The sequence below is a fragment of the Undibacterium sp. FW305-107 genome, from assembly GCF_058788535.1.
In genome coordinates this window covers 1-18,594 of the sequence record NZ_JBYTAV010000006.1, presented here as the reverse complement: position 1 = coordinate 18,594, position 18,594 = coordinate 1, and the positions used below count along the sequence as shown (strand labels likewise).

Here is an 18,594-nt window from a genome sequence, read left to right as displayed (position 1 = left end):
AAGCTTGAAACAGGCAGCAATCGGGCAGCAGGCTCAGATAGGACGTGTATGGTCTTTATCTTTGGCCCGCCTTTGTGGTGCCAGCAGCAACAGGGTAGCAACCGGCCACAGTACGGTCGTCACCAGGCTGACAGTAAAATAGGCCCAGCCAGGGAAATTTGCATCTGGTGCTACCAGCATGCGTACCGCAAGCTGCACCAGTTGGGCAAACAGGAATAAAGGGAATACATGCAAGGTTTGCGTCAATGGATGAAACCACAGCACGCGCCTGTGTATCATGATGGCGAAATACGATAGCAGGGTATAAGCCAGAGCATTTTCGCCCATGTAGATGGAATCATGTACATCCATCAGCAGTCCCATGGCAAACGCCACACCTATGCCAACTTTGCGCGGCTGGTGTATGGTCCAGAATACCAGCACCAACGCGACGAAATCAGGTATGCCTATCCAGCCGCCCCATGGCAAAAAATTGAGAAAAAAGGCGACGGCAAAACTGATGGCAATAAATAGCGGGTTGACCGGCAATAATATGTAATGCGGGCTATTCATGGAGCTGGTTCCTTGGCAGTTGCAGGGACATCCTTGGCTGGAGATTCTTTCACAGCGCTGTCCTTGACCGGCAAATCTTTCATGGGTTGGTCCACAGGCTTGGTCTCGGATGTCGGCGCTGTCGCATCACGGGTCACCTTGCGATTGATTTTTTCTTTCTTGGCGCGTACATCTTCAGTGTCCGGGCGCGACAAGTTATCAGTAGACACCAGCAAGACCAGTAATTGCCTGTTGCGGTCTATACCCGCTGTTGGCACGCATAATATGTTTTCAAACGTGGTGTTAGCCTTGTTTTCTACCTGCACTACCTTGGCAACAGCCAGGCCGGGAGGATAGATACCGTCTATGCCAGAAGTCACCAGTTGATCGCCATTCTGGATATCGGCATTGGTGGTCAGGCGCATGTCCAGATAGCTGGACTGGCCGCGGCCATAAGCGACGCTGCGCAAGCCATTTCGCAGTATCTGCACCGGTATGGCCTGGTTTTTATCCGTTAACAAAGTGACTTCAGCTGTCAATGGGAATACCCGGGTCACCTGACCAACTACGCCCTGATCATCAATCACCGGCTGGGACAAGGCGATACCCTGTTTGATACCACGGTCAATAATGACCTTGCGACTGGCCGGATCACGTGCATCGTAAATGATTTCTGCCATGACAGACTTGACTTGCAAACGCTCACGCGCATCCAGCAATTTACGCAAATGGGTATTTTCTGCTGCCAATTGCCCGGTCTGTTGCAGGGTATCGGCATTCTGGGTTTGCTGGCGTTTCAGTTGCGTGTTTTCTTTTTCCAGTGCAGTCACTGAAACAAAATATTCAGAGACGCGCTTGACGGTATCGCGCGGCATGACGGCGACCATTTGCACCGGATACAGCACGCTGCCCAATATTTGCCTGACCAGTGTCAGGGATTTCAGTCGGGCATCAACAACCAACAAAAAGATCGCCAGGACGGCAAAGAAAACCACTCTCACGCGCGCAGAGGCGCCTTGCTTGAAGAGTGGTGGTGGGCTGTAATCCATACTTTACCGGTGTTTCTCAATGAACAGCGCAACAAGCATTTTAATTTGCAATCAATTCAGCTTTGCTTCAGTAACCAGGACTGATGCATGCCTCATCAAATACGGGGAGTACAGCCAACATCAGCGCTGGCTGTCAAACCCCACGATGGTCCGGTGCTTAACTCTTATTATTCGTAAGAAAAGATCGAACCCAGCTTATCCATGCGTTCCAGTGCCATGCCAGAGCCACGGACCACACAAGTCAGCGGATCTTCTGCGACGATGACTGGCAAGCCTGTCTCTTCCATCAGCAGACGGTCCAGATCACGCAAAAGTGCGCCACCACCGGTCAGCATCATGCCTTTTTCAGCGATGTCGGCACCCAGTTCTGGAGGTGTTTGTTCCAGTGCGTTTTTAACGGCAGAAACGATGTTGTTCAGCGGATCAGTCAACGCTTCCAGGATTTCATTGCTGGAAATCGTGAAAGAACGCGGGATGCCTTCGGACAGATTGCGCCCCTTGACTTCCATTTCCTTGACTTCGGAACCTGGGAAAGCTGAACCAATAGCCTTTTTGATTGCCTCAGCAGTTTGCTCACCGATCAACATGCCGTAATTGCGACGGATGTAGTTGACGATAGCTTCGTCAAACTTGTCACCACCAACGCGGACAGAGCCCTTGTAGACCATGCCACCGAGGGAAATGATACCTACCTCAGTAGTACCACCACCGATATCGACTACCATGGAACCAGTAGCTTCAGACACTGGCAAACCAGCGCCTATCGCTGCGGCCATCGGTTCTTCAATCAGATATACCTGAGAAGCACCGGCACCCAGAGCAGATTCACGAATCGCACGGCGTTCTACCTGGGTAGAACCGCAAGGGACGCAAATAATGATACGTGGGGACGGTTTGAAGAACTTGGTGTCATGCACCATACGGATGAATTGCTTGAGCATTTGCTCAGTAACGGTAAAGTCGGCAATCACGCCGTCTTTCATAGGACGGATAGCTTCAATATTACCCGGCACCTTGCCCAGCATTTGCTTGGCTTCTTTACCTACTGCCTGAATTGTTTTCTTGCCGTTTGGTCCGCCTTCCTGGCGGATCGCGACTACGGATGGCTCATCGAGCACGATACCCTGGCTACGTACATAAATCAGCGTGTTGGCTGTTCCCAGATCGATCGCCAGATCATTTGAAAAATAACTACGTAAAAAACCAAACATGTATTGTCCTGTGTTTAACTGATTGTGGGCTCAACCCGCTTTATCGGGCTGCGCTACCGAATTTTTAACCCTGACCGGCTCCACCGGAAACTGACCAGCCATCTCGCTATCCAAACCATAACTGAGCATGTTAGGGGATTTAGCAAGCCAATTAGGGCATTAACCCGCCATTCTACCTTATAATCTGTTTAAATTTATTCGATACCAACACCTAAATTAAGCTTTTGGTGGGATGTTGAATTATGTATTTTTTGACACTCTTTTTCGCGTAAAAATGCGCCCCTGAACTATGTCACTGACACTTGAAGATGTGAAAAGAATTGCCAATTTGGCAAATATAGAAACTTCTACAGAGGAAGAAATTTCCACTCTGGAGAAACTGAATGGCATTTTCTCTCTGGTAGAACAATTAAAAGCGGTGGATACCACGGGTGTAGCCCCTCTGAGCCACCCTATCGCTGCCCTGCTGCCAGAAATGGCTTTGCGTCTGCGTGAAGACGTGGTTACCGAAAGCAATCATCGCGAAGATTATCAAAAGCCAGCGCCAGCAACACAAGATGGCCTTTACCTCGTACCTCAGGTTATTGAGACTGAATAAGTCATATTTCACTTATGCATACCAAGACAATTTCGCAATTATCCGCCCTGTTGCAAAGCAAGCAGGTTTCCGCCACCGAACTTGCCCAGCATTATCTGAACCGTATTGCTGCCAGTGATCTGAATGCTTTTTTGCACGTCAATCCTGAATGGACCTTGCAACAGGCTGCAGCAGCCGACGCACGCCTGGCCAGTGGTGATGCTGGCGTATTGACAGGCGTGCCTATTGCTCATAAAGATATTTTTGTGACGCGCGACTGGCGCTCTACAGCAGGCTCGCGCATGCTGGAAAATTATGTCAGTCCCTTCGATGCAACCGTGGTTGAACTGTTCAACAAGGCCGGTACAGTCACACTGGGCAAATTGAATTGCGATGAATTCGCCATGGGTTCTTCGAATGAAAATTCTTATTTTGGCCCGGTGAAAAACCCCTGGGACAAGACTGCCGTACCTGGCGGCTCTTCTGGTGGTTCAGCTGCAGCAATTGCTGCACGCCTGGCACCGGCAGTAACAGCAACCGATACGGGCGGCTCTATCCGTCAACCGGCATCGTTTTGCGGTGTGACTGGTATCAAGCCTACTTACGGCAGCGTATCGCGCTACGGCATGATTGCTTTTGCGTCTTCGCTGGATCAGGGTGGCCCTATCGCCCAAACCGCTGAAGATTGCGGCATTTTGCTGAATGCAATGACAGGTTTTGATGAGAAAGATTCGACTTCTCTCGAACGCAAAAAAGAAGATTTCAACCGTGATTTGAACAAGTCTTTGCAAGGCTTGCGCATAGGTGTGCCCAAGGAATTTTTCTCTGACGGCCTGGCTGCGGATGTGGAACAGGCGGTACGTGCTGCACTGGCTGAATATGAAAAACTGGGCGCGACACTTGTAGAAATTTCTCTGCCAAAGACCGAGTTGTCCATCCCTGTGTATTATGTGATCGCACCGGCAGAAGCTTCTTCGAATCTGAGCCGTTTTGATGGTGTGCGTTATGGCCATCGTGCAGCGGATTATACAAATCTTGAAGAGATGTACAAGAAGTCCCGCGCCGAAGGTTTTGGTGCTGAAGTCAAGCGCCGTATTATGGTTGGTGCCTATGTACTGTCGCACGGTTACTATGATGCTTATTATTTACAGGCACAAAAAATACGCCGCCTGATCGCGCAGGATTTTGCTGCAGCGTTTGAGAAATGTGATGTCATCATGGGGCCGGTAGCGCCGACTGTGGCATGGGACCTGGGTTCGAAAGCCGATGACCCTGTGGCCAACTATCTGGCCGATATCTTTACCCTGTCGACCAGTCTCGCTGGCTTACCTGGCATGTCCATCCCTTGCGGTTTTGGGCAAGGCGAAAAGAATGCCAAGCGGCCGGTAGGTTTGCAAGTCATCGGCAATTACTATGATGAAGCGAAATTGCTGAATGTGGCCCACCAGTTCCAGCAAGTGACTGACTGGCATACCCGCGCACCTGTATGAGCTTGAAGATCTTCCTGAGTGCCGCTATGTTGGTGATAGGCAGCAGCGTGTCTGCGCAGACACTTGATACCCGTATCGCCTGCACACAAACGCAAAAGGAAGATGGTGATGGTGAGCGCCTGATTTTCAGTGATCAGGCACGCATGCAATTGAATGGTACGCAGGTCACGGAATTTCAGTGGGAGTCTTCTGTGTTTCGCAGTAATCGCGGACATGAATGCAGCATAGATACTGAAGATGGTGTGGAAGCAGAATTGACAGAAAAAGGCTGGCGCTTGCAACTCAAGGACGCCTCAGCAGCGCGACTCAAACGGGGTTATGATTTTGATCGTGGCTTTCAATGCAGCATACGTCTGGAACGTGAAGGCGATGCCCTGCATATCAAGCCCAGCTGCCCTACCCTGTGCGGCTCGCGCAAGAATTTTTCAGCACTGACGGTGGACACTAAGACCGGCAGCTGTACCTACGATCAATGAGTTGAATGGATCTGCGGCTTTATGTCCATAAGCAGGCAGACGCAATAAGATAAAGATAAGACGAGGAAATATTATGCAATGGGAAGTCGTTATCGGTTTTGAGACGCACGCGCAACTCAAGACCAATTCAAAAATTTTCAGCGGCTCTTCAATACAATTTGGCGCTGAGCCAAATACCCAGGCTAGCCCGGTTGATCTGGCTTTGCCTGGCGTGCTGCCAGTCATGAATAAAGGCGCGGTGGAAAAAGCCATACAGTTTGGCCTGGCAGTTGGCGCGCTGGTTGCACCGGAATCCATCTTTGCCCGTAAAAATTATTTCTACCCTGACCTGCCTAAAGGCTATCAGATCAGCCAGTTTGAAATCCCGGTAGTGCAAGGTGGTTTCGTACCTTGTGTGTTTGAAAAAGATGGCAAGACCGAATTCAGGAACATAGAACTGACACGCGCCCATCTGGAAGAAGACGCTGGTAAATCCATGCATGGCGCAGCTCAGGGCATGACAGGCATAGACCTGAACCGTGCTGGCACACCCTTGCTGGAAATCGTCACTGAGCCTGTCATGCGCAGTGCAGCTGAGGCAGTCGGCTATGCAAAAGCATTGCACTCGCTGGTGACCTGGCTGGATATCTGTGATGGCAATATGCAGGAAGGTTCTTTCCGTTGCGATGCCAACGTTTCTGTGCGTCCGGTAGGCCAGAAAGAATTTGGTACACGTTGTGAAATCAAGAACTTGAACTCTTTCCGTTTCCTGGAAGAAGCGATCAATTATGAAGTGCGCCGTCAGATTGAATTGATAGAAGATGGTGGCGTAGTCATTCAGCAAACGCGCCTGTACGACCCGGATAAGAAAATCACGGTAAAAATGCGCGACAAGGAAGATTCGATGGATTATCGTTACTTCCCTGATCCAGATCTGCCGCCACTGAAAATCAGCCGTGAATGGGTAGAGCAAGTACGCGCCACCATGCCGGAGTTGCCATCTGCCATGCGCCAGCGTTTTATTGAGCAATTGGGCCTGCCTGAATACGATGCGACTATCCTGACGCAATCCAAGGGCATGGCAACTTATTTTGAAGCCGTGGTGACTGCTGCTGGTACGGCACAGGCAAAACCTGCCGCGAACATGATGATGGGCGATGTGGCTGCGACCCTGAACCGCGAAGGCCTGGATATCAGCGCCATTCCGGTAACGTCTGCGCAGTTGGCTGTGTTGTTGCAGCGTATTGCTGACGGCACGATTTCCAACAAGATTGCCAAGGAAGTGTTTGCTGCCATGTGGCAAGCGCCCTCTGCGGACGTGAATCTGGCAGATCAGGTGATTGAAGTCAAAGGTTTGAAGCAGATTTCTGACGTCGGTGCACTGGAAAAAATCATTGATGAAGTCATGGCTGCGAATCAGCAATCTGTCGATGAATACCGCGCTGGCAAAGAGAAGGCCTTCAATTCGCTGGTTGGCCAGGCAATGAAGGCGACCAAGGGCAAGGGCAACCCCGCACAGGTCAATGAATTGCTGAAGAAAAAATTGGCGGGCTGATTTCTGCCTGAAAATGAAAAACGGCACATTTGTAAGGATGTGCCGTTTTTTTATTTCTGCTAACTTAGTGTCTGACTTGCTACCAGATTTAATTCCTGGCTACAGTCTTAGTCAATATCAGTTGGGTGAGAAATAAGCAGCAACTGTCTGCACATCATCCACAGTAATATTGCCAGCGGTGACACGCAGCTTGAGGAAGCTGATCAGGTAATTGTACTTGGCCTGCGCCAGGTCACGCTTGGTAGCGACCAGTTGTTGCTCGGAGCTGAGCACGTCAAGATTGATACGGACACCACCCTTGACACTTTGCTTGGTTGCTTCAACCAGCAAAGTCGCTGAATTAACCGATTTTTGCAAGGCGCTGATTTTCGTCAAGCTGGTTTGTATCGCATTAAATTGCTTGCGCAATTCTATCGAGATTCTATTCCGGGTTGCATCCAGATCGGCCTTGGCTTTGTCGCGGTTGGCAATGGCCTGGTTACTGATTGCCGTGACATAACCACCAGAATAAATCGGTATCACCAATTGCACACCGACGCTTTTGATCGTCTGATCTTGCGTACGTGTCGTGATGCTGTCAGACAAGCCACGATTGTAACCGGCATTGAGTTCCAGTCTTGGTGTATGGCCTGCCTTGGCCTTGCTGATTTCCAGCTCGGCCGCTTCTACTGAATATTTAGCAGCTGCTATCTCAGGATTGTTTTCTGTTGCAATCGTCATCCACTCTTCAAAACTTGAGAGAGTGACGGGCATGACGGTGAACTCAGGGCGCAAGCCGTCAAGTTGATTTACTTCACTGCCGACGATGGCAGAAAAAGCGTTTCTTGCATTCAGTAAATTGTCTTGCGCTTCTATCACCTGAGCCTCGGCAACATCAAGCTTTGCCTGGGTCTCCAACATGTCTGTCTTGGTGCCTTCACCTTTTTCAAACATGCGCTCATTAATGCGTTTTTGTTCAGCGTAAGCATCTCTTTGGGCACGGAACAAGTCCTGCTGATCTTCGGCAAATTTGACATCAGCATAGGCCGTCGTCAAACGAATGATCAAGTCCTTGCTACGTGCCGAAAAGATGGCATCGCTATAGTTGGTCTGCGCTATACCCTGTTTATAACGTGCAGCTGTATCCAGGCTGAACAATACCTGGCGCAACGAAACGGAATTGGTGATACTGGTATAGTCGTAATTACTCTCTGTAAATCCGCCAGTTGGCTGCCCCAGGAAATTCGTCGACGGCGAGGTGATTTCTGCCCTGTTCTTGCTGGTGCCATAGGAGTATTGTATGGTCGGCAGCAAACCTGCGCGACCTATCTTGCGGTATTCCTTCCCAGCGACATTTTCAGAAACAGCGGCACGGTAAGTCGGGTCATTGATCAGTGCTGCTTCATAGGCCTGCACCAGGCCCATGGCATGAACCTGACTTGCCGACATCACGAGTATGCCGCAGGCAGCTGCGATCAGATTAAGGCGCTTCCATGATTTTTTCATCATTAATCCTCAGTCATTGCGGAATGGGCACGGTCAATAATCGGTTTCAGCAGGTAGTTCATCATGGTGCGGCCACCAGTGCTGACGAATAATTCAACAGGCATGCCTGGGCGAATATTCAGGTTGGCAATCAGCTTTTTGCCTTCAGGTGCGACTTCAGCACGCACTTTATAGAAAGCCTGGCCGGTTCTTTCTTCTACCGTACGGTCAGCCGATACCTGGGTAATGATGCCAGGGATGTGTGGCGTGGTATTGGTGTTGAATGCAGAGAAAATCAACTCGGTTTTCAAACCAGCATGAACCTTGTCAACCAGATTGACTGGCAACATGGCTTCCACGATCAGGGCGTCGTCCTGAGGAACCAGTTCCATCAATTTGAAACCGCTAGGCACAACTGCACCTTTGGTAAATACATTCAGGCCAACTACGGTACCAGCCACGGGTGCTTTTACCATGACATTGTTCAGATCAAAGTCCAGTGCAGTCAGGCGGTTTTGCAAAGCTTCTGCTTCTTTTTGCACATCAGACAATTGCGTGCGGATTTCTTTTTGATAGTCTTGCTGACGCTGGGATTTGCGCAAGCCCAGTTCCATGATCTGGCGTGACACACGGCCCATATTGCCCAGGTCTTCAGAAACACTGCCATTTACCTGTGCATAAGTACGTTCCAAATCCAGCAGGCGATTACGGGCGATATAACCTTCCTTGGCCAGGTCACGCATACCATCAAGCTGCTCCTTGAGGAACACCTGTTGCTGCTTTTTGCTGACCATGGATTCTTCCAGCCCCTTCAATTGCGATCTCAAGCCAGCGATATTTTCATCGACTGCACCCAACTCACTTTGCATGGATATCTGGCGGGTAGTGAACAATTGCTGTTGCAGCAAAATTGTGTTGGCTACACGGCTATCACTTTTTGCCTCATCCAGTTCCTTGGGGAAGCTGATGGATTTTGCACCGGCACGTTCAGCCAGCAAACGGGCTTCTACTGCCTGGGCAGTAAACAATTGCACCCGGGTGATTTCTGCAGTTGATTTGGCACTGACAGAATTCATCTTCAACAGGGTCTGGCCTTCTTTAACGACATCGCCATCCTTGACCAGAATTTCATCGACAGTACCACCGGTCTGATGCTGAATAACTTTGCGGCTGGACGCGACGGCGACGTTGCCACTCATGGGCACACCCTTGTCAAGCTTCGCTGTAAATGCCCACAACAGGAAACCAACCACGCCGATCAGGATAATGATCCAGCCCAGGCGGGAGTAGCCACGTGCATCTGTGTTGACTTCAAGTATTTCTACGTTGTGCGTTGCCACATCCGTGACATCACCTTTTTTTACCAATGCATTTTTCATGATTATTCCTCTTCTGCAGCTGTGGCATTGATTCTTGCCTGCGTATCTGCTGGCGGCTCTGAAGCTGCGGACTGCAGACTGTTCTGAGCCTGAGCTTGCTGGGCTGCCTGTTGTGCCGCAGCAGCCTGCTGGGCTTGTTGCATCTGCTGTGCCTGTTGTTGATTTGCCTGATTCAGCGCAGCCAATACCTGGTCACGCGGGCCAAAGGCCTGAGCTACACCGTCGCGTAACAACAGAAGCTTGGTGGTAGCGCCCAGGATAGTAGTGCGATGAGTGATCAGCACGATTGTTTTGCCACGTTGGCGCAAATCATTGACCGCCATCACAAGCGCTTGCTCACCAGCATCATCCAGATTTGAATTCGGCTCATCCAGTACCAGCAGGGACGGATCGTCATACATGGCACGGGCCAGGCCGATACGCTGTTTTTGACCACCGGACAAACCGGCACCGCCATCACCCAGACGGGTGTCATAGCCTTGCGGGAAATGCAAAATCAATTCGTGTACACCAGCGCGCTTGGCAGCCAGGATGACTTTTTCAGAATCGACTTCGCCAAAACGGGCAATATTTTCTGCTACCGTACCGCCAAACAATTCTATGTCTTGTGGCAGGTAACCGATATTTGGTCCAAGCTGGTCCTTGTTCCATTGATAGATGTCTGCGCCATCCAGACGCACCTTGCCGACAGCAGCAGGCCAGACGCCGACCAGCAAACGTGCCAGCGTGGATTTACCTGAACCTGAAGGGCCAATCACACCAAGTACATCACCTGGTTGCAGGGCCATGGACAGGCCTTTGACAACAACAACGGTAGAGCCAGGAGGCGCAGCAGTTACACCCTCAACAGACAAAGCACCGAGTGGTTTAGGTAAATCCATACCCGCCTGGCGAGGTGGGTTGGATGCCAGCAATTCATTCAAGCGGCCATAGGCACCTTTGACTGTACTCCATTGTTTCCATACACCGATGAGTTGATCAATAGGGCCAGTCGCCTTACCCAACAGGATAGAACCGGCAATCATCATACCTGGTGACATCTTGCCTTCAATGACCAGCAAAGCACCAAAACCGAGTACCAGAGACTGTACCGAAACACGAACAAATTTACTCAAGGCGGTGATAATGCCTGACTTTTCGCTGGCTTCTGCCTGCAACTGCAAGAAACGACCATGCAATTTGAACCAGCGCGACATCAGGTTAGGCAACATACCCATAGCTTCAATGACTTCCGCATTGCGCAGGTTGTTGGTGGCCAGATTGCTAGAGACGATGGCCATGGTATTGGCTTCAGTCAAAGGCTTTTTGGAGACGACTTCATTGGCGTACGCCAGGATCACCATGACGATCACCGCAGCCAGAGCAAACAAACCCAGGTAGGTGTCAAACATGAAAATCACGGCCAGGTAGAACGGGAACCATGGCGCATCAAAGAAGGCAAACAAGCCAGCACCTGTGAGGAACTGGCGAATCTGTGTCAGATCCTGCAAAGCCTGGCCAGCATTGCCACCACCACGCTTCAGGTTTTGTTCAAATGCAGCAGTATAAATGCGCTTGTTCATTTGCATGTCGAGCTTGGCGCCGAGACGTATCAATACAAAGCTACGGATATATTCAAGCGCACTCATCAAGGCATAAGCACCCAACATCAGCAATGTCAACATCAACAATGTGATTTCGTTGCGGCTTTGCAAAACGCGATCGTAAACCTGTAACATGTACAGGGAAGGTGCTAACATCAACAGGTTGATGATGGCACTGAAAATGCCAACGGTCCTGAAAGCACTTTTAAAGGTCATCAGGACCTGTGCAATTTCAGTTTGTGGAAGTTTTAATTTCGAGATCATTTGTATTCTTTGCACACTGAAGTGCTAAAAACATCGCAATATAAAAGGTGGCCACTTGATGAATAAAGTTTGTAGAAAACAAATTCATCTGCATTTTTAAGGCAAGGCGGCATTATCCCTGTTCACAACTCAATTAAATGTGATGTACATCACATTTTTCGAAAGCGTAACACAAGTTTTACGCTTTTAAAACGTGTTTCGTGTATCGAAGCATGTATATTTTGCATACCCCCCCCTGTATATAAAAAATTACTCCAATTTGACTGTGAAGCTATTGGTAATTTCTGCATACTCCCCATATATGGGGCATGACAAGAATTTTTGAAAAATCCAGAATTTATTTAATTGACATGTTTTTCTACACCTAAAAACATGCTTAGCATGAAGCAAAGTGATATTAGTCACATCGGCATACACAAGACCAAATGATTTAGCCAGGGAATACGCCTAGTACGGCATGAGCTAAAAGGTGTTGAGTGAGCAAATTGTGCATACGGGCACAATGAAGATAAAGAATGATGATGAGCAGAAGCAAAAAAAACGCCCCGCAATATCCGTTGCGGGGCGCTGAGTTCTTAATGGTCTTGCTGGCTACGGTTTTATTTTAACTCAATTACGACAGTGTTTACAAGCGACTGTGCAGATATATCATTTTGAATGTTAACTTTTGTTTCATTTCCGAGCGCGTATACCCATTCCAGTTGAGCAGGCAAACACACTCTTTGCAAGTCATAAAATTCACAGGCAAAACGACGGGCATTTTCACCTAAACGCTGTCTTTCCTCTGGCTGGTCCAGCAAATCACAGACCTCCTGACTTAGAGCTTTTACATCAAAGAAATCTACCAATCTGCCTGTCTCGTTGTGGCGTATGGCTTCACGCAAAGGCTGGGTATCGGAGGCGACAATGGCACACCCAGCACTCATGGCTTCAAGCAAGCTCCACGACAGTACAAAGGGGTAGGTCAGGTAGACATGGACGCGTGATAATTGCAGTAAGGGAATGAAGTGCTGGTAAGGAATATTACCAAGGAAATGGATACGCTGGCGCGCACTCTCTGGCAATTGAGCACTCACTTCGTTGAGGAAAATCTCTTTCCATGATTTCCCACTTTCAGACTTGGCACCATAACTGACATCATCACCACCCACCATCAGGACGTGCGCGTTGGGACGTTGCGCCAGTATCTGCGGCAAGGCACGCATGAAGATGTGGTAACCGCGGTACGGCTCCAGATTGCGGTTCACGAAGGTAATGACTTCATCATCCCGCGTCAACTTCAATCCGCCACCTAAGGTCAAGGCCACACCAGGATTGGGAGCGATCATATCCGTATTGATACCGTCATGAATGACGCTGATGCGCTCACGAAAGGCACCGGGAAAGGTACTGGCTTGCCAATGTGTAGGGGAAATAGCCGCATCGGCTATTTCTATATGCAAGAGATTATTGATATTCTTGAGTTGTATCTTGCAGGCCTGTTCAATGGCATTGGAAGAAAACTCAGGGTCAAAGCCGACGTCCGCACCTTGTGCGTGATAAAAGAATTCTGCGTAGATGCCTAGTTTGGCCTTGGGCCAGACTTTTTTCAAGAACAGGCTCTCACCCCAGCCAGGGTGAGCAATGATCACATCAGGCACAAAACCTTGTTCACGCAATTGCAGTGCTGCACGCATGGCAGCTTCACCGCGGATGACTTTTGGCTCACTGTCCGCCAGCCACGGATGTGTTTCAGCACTGGTACCACGGGTAAGCTGATATGAAAATACCTTGACCCCATTCCATAGTGCTGGCGCAGCCTTTTGCATGGACAGTGCGACAACTTCATTCGCTGGATCGGCAGCCAGAGCGGGCGCAAGATGCACAAACTGACCTGGAAAATTTTGGTGAACAAACAGGATTTTCATAGCGCAAATTGAGTAGGAATACGAACTTGGAAAATTGTTACAGTATAAACGCTAATCAGCTCTGGGGAAGCATGCAAATGTGTCTTGCTGCAGGCAATTTCATGCTGTAAGCAAATGACGGGAAAATGCCTCAAGAATGCCGTCAGGACGTAGGTGATGCTCATCTATATGCCATTGCTGGCTGGCTTTACCGCTACCGCTATCGGTCATGGCAAAAACATCCAGAAAATTCATGCCTCTCGCTAATACTTGCTGCTTCAAGCTGGTGTTGAACAGGGACAGGAATTGACCAAACTCTTGTAGCTCATCTTGAGCACAGCCACTTTCATTCATATGATAGGCTGGTACGCCGCTGATGATGCACTTGAGCTGGCGCGGTTGCGCTTGGGCAGCAATAAAGTCCAGATAGGCGGCTATAGTATTGTGTACGCGTTGTGTCAGATTAATTTCGGCGGAAGCAGTAGATTTTTTGCTGGCTTTCAAGATGCCGCTATCGATGCGACAATCAATTTCGCCTATAGTGATCAATACGCTGGAAGCTACAGGTATTACCCGTAGATAATCTGCCAGTAATTGCTGGTAATGATTAGCCTTGGTTTTACCGATTTGCCATTGCGTACATCCCTCTATCCACAATCCCTTACATTGCAAATGCTGCCCTCCATAACTGACGACCAGATTATGAGCCGACAGCATATGGCTTTCCCCTATGACATACAGTACGCCTTGCGCTTGCGGGAATTGCGCCTGCTGACTGTAAGTTTGCCACCACGACTGTATTTTCAACATGAAGGCGCAGTAGATCAAAGAACCTTTATCTTTGATAAGCGCATTGTTGAGCATGCCTTTTGCCACTTGCAACAAAGCGTCTACATTTGCCGGATTGCCAAACACATGATGCAAAATTACCAGTTGCAGCGCGGCATTTTGCCTGGGGAAACCAGTCGTAGTCAGCTCCAGCACTTTGGCATAATGCTGAACAGCTTCATTTAATTTTCCAGTGATTTTATAGAGATTGGCCAGACAGCCATGCAACTCTGCATTGCCTGGTGCAATGCTTAATCCCTGCTGATAACTTTGCGATGCTTCTGGTAGTCTTTCCAGCTTCAAGAGCGCATTGCCACGATTATTCCAGGCTTGAAAATGGGACGCATTGGTGCGCAGCACTTGTTCATAATCGTGCAGAGCCAGCGCATATTGGCGCATATCCATGTAAAGATTGCCCCGGTTAAAATAGGCATCGGGAAAATCTGGCTGTTTAAGCAGCGCCTGCTCGTAACAGGCCATGGCATCGGCCTCACGTCCCACAGCACTGAGTGCATTTGCCTTGTTGTTCAGGACTTCGGCAAAGTCTGGCATGGATAACAGAAAACGGTCATAGCTGACAATGGCATCTGCATGACGCTGCAGATCCAGCAAGACATTACCAAGCGAGGCATGAATGATGGTATTGGCCGGATTGACGGATGCAGCCATTGTGAGCAAATCGAGCGCCTGCTCCAGTTCACCTGTGCTGCGCTTGATCATCCCTAAAAATTGCAAGGCCTCGAAATGCCTGGCATCCGCCAGCAGTATTTGCTGATAAATGGCTTCTGCCTCAGCCAGCTTACCCGTCTGATGCAAGGCCAGCGCCTGCTGTAACAACTGCGCAGCCTTGCCTGCCTGGGCAGTAGGGCTGACTCCTTTGGCCGCAGTATTTATTTTTTTCTTTTGCATCATCAGCAAATACTGCTTATTTCAATTGCGCACGCAATAAATTTTCAACCTCGAGAATAGGTCTGGCACTTTTACTACCCACTGCCCACAAATCAAAAGCAGAGGGACGTGAAGCAGCTACTACCGTTTGAAAACCTGCGCCAGCCAGGGTATTCATCAGTACTTTCTGGGTAAAGCCACAGCGATGGGCCATAAACAAATTACCTTTCTCCATGGCAGCACGGTGTCCATATAAAATATCGATCGGTGCAATCGGCCCTGCCGGGGAGATATAGGCGGGTTCCAGCAATTTATCTTCAGCCACCAGCTTGCAGACAGACACCATATCCGGGCAGGTCACCACAAAGATGCCATCATCTTTGAGTACGCGCATGATTTCTTTAAGCGCGACGGGTACTTCATGCGGATACAGATGCTCAATATTATGCGATGAATAAACCGCATCGATAGAGCCTGTTTCAACGGCGCTCATATCGGTTAAAGTGCCCTGTATGTCAGGGTTGACCTTGGGATCAATATCGAAACGCACTTCCTGCCATTCATCTGACTGGAAAAAAGGTGTAGTACCTGACTTGTTTTGCGGGCCGCAGCCTACGTGTAGTAATTTCAAAGCATTCACCTTGTAATTTGATCCAAAAGAAAAATGGGGCACAGGCCCCATTTTCCATTCACATTCTAATGCAAGTCAAATACAGATTATTGAACCTGATCTGGACGTGAAGATGCCAATGCGACTTTCGGCAGGTGTTGGAAAGATGCCCAATGCAATTCCAGCAGAGACATCAAGCCGCTGCGTACCCAGCGTGCCAGTGTGGCGTCGTCAAGTGCCATGACTTTTTCGCGGTCAACAATACGGAAACCACCGATCAGGTGCACTTCGTTGCCTTCACGGAAGTTGAGGTCTTTAGCAACCAACACGCCTGTGGTTTCCAGCTCATTCAAGATAACGCGGCCTTCACGCAGATTTTTCTCATAGCTGTTCAGCAATTCCAATACTTTGCCGAAGCTAGGATTGAATTCTGCTTTTTCAGTAAATACCAGTTCACCTTCTTTAGTGTTGAACTGTGGTGCGTCCATATCAGCAGCCAGCACGTAGTCATCCGTATCACCAATACGACCCAGGATGAATGGATAGCGGCGAACATGAACAGGCACATAAGTGTCAGTCCATTGATTTTTTTCATTCAGGAAAACATTGCGCTCTCTCAATCCCAAAACTGCGATTGCATTGAGCAAGCCGGATTGCGAGAACAAAATAGGATAGAACTGAGCTGCTTCAGGAATTTCTGTCGGTGCCAGAGGGGCAGTGGTCAGGCCACGGGCAAACGCAAAGTCTGCAGCAGGTTGAAAGCGCAAAGAGCCATGCAGGTTCTTGTCCAGGGTTTGAGCATTTTGAAACATAGTAAAACTCCAATAACTAGAAAAAGCCCATTTCCATTGATGGCATGGGTTAAGCGCCAAGCTTAGATGGCATTAAATCGCAAATCATTATTTATTTTGATCACAACACGCACAACACGATTACTTACGCTGAAATGAAGGCGCTTCGGTCAAAATCAAGTGCAGTATTGTATCAGCAGGATAAAGTGATGGCGCTTTTTTCAGCACAACTACCGGTATTAAGCCGCAGCTTATTTCAAAATTAAGGCACACCGCACCACTCCCCGAATAACTCAAGCAGTTGTCGTCGGTGCTTCATTCTTTTAATTTGGAAAGGCAATAGCACAAAATTAATTTTGTGAGATGCCTTAGGTCTGTTTTCGCCAGAGCAACAGATACCCGGGAATGGCTTGCAAATTTTCCATTCGGATGGTTTGTGGCGAACATTGTAAGGACGTAAATCCATACTCAGATGCCAACTTGTCCAGATAACTCAATTGATGCGCATAGCGGCCACTGCTGCGCAGCATATAGCCTATGCTGTTCCCTCTCTGAGTCGGGTCTTCATCAGCAGCTTCAACAGAAAAAGCGAACAGGCCATCTGCAACCAATAAGCGACTGACCTCTAGGATGATTTTATCAAGTTGCCCCAAGTACACAAATACATCAGCCGCCGCCACCACTTCATAACTTGCCATTGCTTCTTGCTGCGTCATGGTGAGCAAATCTGCCTTAATCAGTCTGTGGTAAATCTGCCTGGCCTGGGCTTTTAACAGCATTTTTTCGGATAGGTCAACGCCTACCAACTGCACTGCCATAGCGGCGAGTTCTTTTGCCACCAGCCCTGTACCACATCCCAGATCAAGTATGCGCCATGCGCTTGCGCCAGTAACGCGTAATTTCCTGAGTTCTTTGCCAATGACAACGGGAATCTGATACTCCAGCACCTCTTGCAGATGCTGGTCAAAGCGTTCGGCATAATCATCAAATATCTTGCTGACATAGCTCACCGGTGCCTGGCTGCTGGTCTGACCATTGAGTACATGAATGAAATGAAGGGCATTACCATGTTGTGGATCTAGGGTAACGGCGCTTTGATAACTGTTCAATGCCTGTGCAATCTGACCAGCATCTTTATAAATATTACCCAGGGTATTATGAATCTCCGCCAGATTTGGCTGCAATGCGACTGCGCGTTCTGCATATTGTATGGCAAGGCCTAATTCCTTACGTTTTTGATAAATCAGCGCCAGATTATTCCAGGGCTCAGCTAATGACATATTCAAACTGTTTGCATGTCTGTAAGCCGATATAGCTTCGTCCTGCCTTCCCATATCTTTATACACATTACCTATATTGCTATGCGCCTCAGCATAGTCAGGCTTGAGTTTACAGGCTTGCTGAAAACATTCCAGCGCGCGCCCCAACTGTGCGGATTCCCGCAGTGCTGATCCCAAATTGTTCAGTGCATAAAAATTCTGGGGATTAATCTGCAATGATTGCTGGATAAATTGTATCGCTTGTACATAATTTCCCAGCTGGTGAGCAGTCACTCCGTATAAATGCAAGGCATCTGCATGTTCTGGTTTGATCTGTAAGATTTGCTCATAAATCTTTCTGGCAGCTTCAATTTCTCCACTACGGTGCAGTGTCATGCCCTGGTTCAGCCAGGTAGCAATCTGGTCTTGTACTTGCTGTTTTTGTTTATCCGCTTGCGCATTTGCTGCTTCATCTGCAGCCATACAGCATTGCTTATATTTTTTCCCGCTGCCACAAGAGCAGGGATCATTGCGACTCAGTTTTTTCATTGTCTTTTTTGTCGTTATGCAAAGTGGCAAAAATAAGGATTCGCCATTTATTGATCAACATGCTACCAAAGAGTTACCAGGAATTGCAGACTTTAACAATGAGTCTTCATCAAGAATTATTCGTCACTGGTCGATTTAATGATTTATAAAAAAACCCACCGCTTTCCAGAGGTGGGTTTTTTATTTTTACACAACAGGGAGGATATTCTCTCCCTGCTGCATGGG

General features: G+C 48.7%; 15 protein-coding genes. 4 read left to right on the top strand and 11 right to left on the bottom strand.

The features are described 5' to 3' along the window. Positions 1–33: 33 nt before the first annotated feature. The 3 genes from mreD to AC3WQT_RS14105 all read right to left on the bottom strand — a co-directional run bounded on the left by mreD (position 34) and on the right by AC3WQT_RS14105 (position 2,791). A complete protein-coding gene (mreD, locus tag AC3WQT_RS14115) occupies positions 34–552 on the bottom strand; it encodes a rod shape-determining protein MreD (RefSeq protein ID WP_492704590.1) in 519 nt (172 codons plus the stop codon). Continuing rightward, positions 549–1,580, bottom strand: a complete 1,032-nt coding sequence (gene mreC, locus AC3WQT_RS14110) for a rod shape-determining protein MreC (RefSeq protein ID WP_492704589.1) — start codon at positions 1,578–1,580, stop codon at positions 549–551. Before mreC ends, mreD begins: the two co-directional genes overlap by 4 nt. A gap of 167 nt (positions 1,581–1,747) precedes the next feature. Beyond that, complete coding sequence (locus AC3WQT_RS14105; protein ID WP_110256286.1) at positions 1,748–2,791, bottom strand: rod shape-determining protein; 1,044 nt, start codon at positions 2,789–2,791, stop codon at positions 1,748–1,750. A 289-nt stretch (positions 2,792–3,080) separates the two neighbouring features. On the opposite strand from AC3WQT_RS14105, the gene gatC reads away from it, so the two are divergent. The 4 genes from gatC to gatB are packed head-to-tail and all read left to right on the top strand — an operon-like array spanning position 3,081 to position 6,868. Next, positions 3,081–3,389, top strand: a complete 309-nt coding sequence (gene gatC, locus AC3WQT_RS14100) for an Asp-tRNA(Asn)/Glu-tRNA(Gln) amidotransferase subunit GatC (protein WP_492704588.1) — start codon at positions 3,081–3,083, stop codon at positions 3,387–3,389. 14 nt (positions 3,390–3,403) lie between these two features. Continuing rightward, on the top strand, positions 3,404–4,858 hold the full coding sequence (gatA, locus tag AC3WQT_RS14095) for an Asp-tRNA(Asn)/Glu-tRNA(Gln) amidotransferase subunit GatA (protein ID WP_492704587.1): 1,455 nt from the start codon (positions 3,404–3,406) through the stop codon (positions 4,856–4,858). Continuing rightward, positions 4,855–5,334: a hypothetical protein gene (locus AC3WQT_RS14090; RefSeq protein ID WP_492704586.1), complete on the top strand. Its 480-nt coding sequence runs from the start codon at positions 4,855–4,857 to the stop codon at positions 5,332–5,334. The genes gatA and AC3WQT_RS14090 overlap by 4 nt, the downstream gene beginning before the upstream one ends. A gap of 55 nt (positions 5,335–5,389) precedes the next feature. After that, positions 5,390–6,868 (top strand): Asp-tRNA(Asn)/Glu-tRNA(Gln) amidotransferase subunit GatB, encoded by a 1,479-nt coding sequence (gene gatB / locus AC3WQT_RS14085; protein ID WP_492705042.1) that lies wholly within the window; start codon positions 5,390–5,392, stop codon positions 6,866–6,868. A 117-nt stretch (positions 6,869–6,985) separates the two neighbouring features. Here gatB and AC3WQT_RS14080 read toward each other — a convergent pair whose 3' ends face one another. From AC3WQT_RS14080 to AC3WQT_RS14045, 8 genes are all read right to left on the bottom strand, one after another. Next, positions 6,986–8,356: a TolC family outer membrane protein gene (locus AC3WQT_RS14080; RefSeq protein ID WP_492704585.1), complete on the bottom strand. Its 1,371-nt coding sequence runs from the start codon at positions 8,354–8,356 to the stop codon at positions 6,986–6,988. After that, complete coding sequence (locus AC3WQT_RS14075; RefSeq protein ID WP_492704584.1) at positions 8,356–9,711, bottom strand: HlyD family type I secretion periplasmic adaptor subunit; 1,356 nt, start codon at positions 9,709–9,711, stop codon at positions 8,356–8,358. The genes AC3WQT_RS14080 and AC3WQT_RS14075 overlap by 1 nt, the downstream gene beginning before the upstream one ends. Before the next feature lie 2 nt (positions 9,712–9,713). After that, positions 9,714–11,558 carry a type I secretion system permease/ATPase gene (locus tag AC3WQT_RS14070; protein ID WP_492704583.1) on the bottom strand — a complete coding sequence of 615 codons (1,845 nt, stop codon included), beginning with the start codon at positions 11,556–11,558 and terminating at the stop codon, positions 9,714–9,716. 599 nt (positions 11,559–12,157) lie between these two features. Next, positions 12,158–13,423: a glycosyltransferase gene (locus AC3WQT_RS14065; RefSeq protein WP_492704582.1), complete on the bottom strand. Its 1,266-nt coding sequence runs from the start codon at positions 13,421–13,423 to the stop codon at positions 12,158–12,160. Positions 13,424–13,564: 141 nt separating this feature from the next. Further along, positions 13,565–15,184, bottom strand: a complete 1,620-nt coding sequence (locus tag AC3WQT_RS14060; protein ID WP_492704581.1) for a tetratricopeptide repeat protein — start codon at positions 15,182–15,184, stop codon at positions 13,565–13,567. A 13-nt stretch (positions 15,185–15,197) separates the two neighbouring features. Then, positions 15,198–15,791 (bottom strand): class I SAM-dependent methyltransferase, encoded by a 594-nt coding sequence (locus tag AC3WQT_RS14055; RefSeq protein ID WP_492704580.1) that lies wholly within the window; start codon positions 15,789–15,791, stop codon positions 15,198–15,200. Positions 15,792–15,877: 86 nt separating this feature from the next. Further along, on the bottom strand, positions 15,878–16,582 hold the full coding sequence (locus AC3WQT_RS14050; RefSeq protein WP_492704579.1) for a SapC family protein: 705 nt from the start codon (positions 16,580–16,582) through the stop codon (positions 15,878–15,880). 347 nt (positions 16,583–16,929) lie between these two features. Beyond that, positions 16,930–18,369: a tetratricopeptide repeat protein gene (locus tag AC3WQT_RS14045; RefSeq protein ID WP_492704578.1), complete on the bottom strand. Its 1,440-nt coding sequence runs from the start codon at positions 18,367–18,369 to the stop codon at positions 16,930–16,932. Positions 18,370–18,594 lie beyond the last annotated feature (225 nt).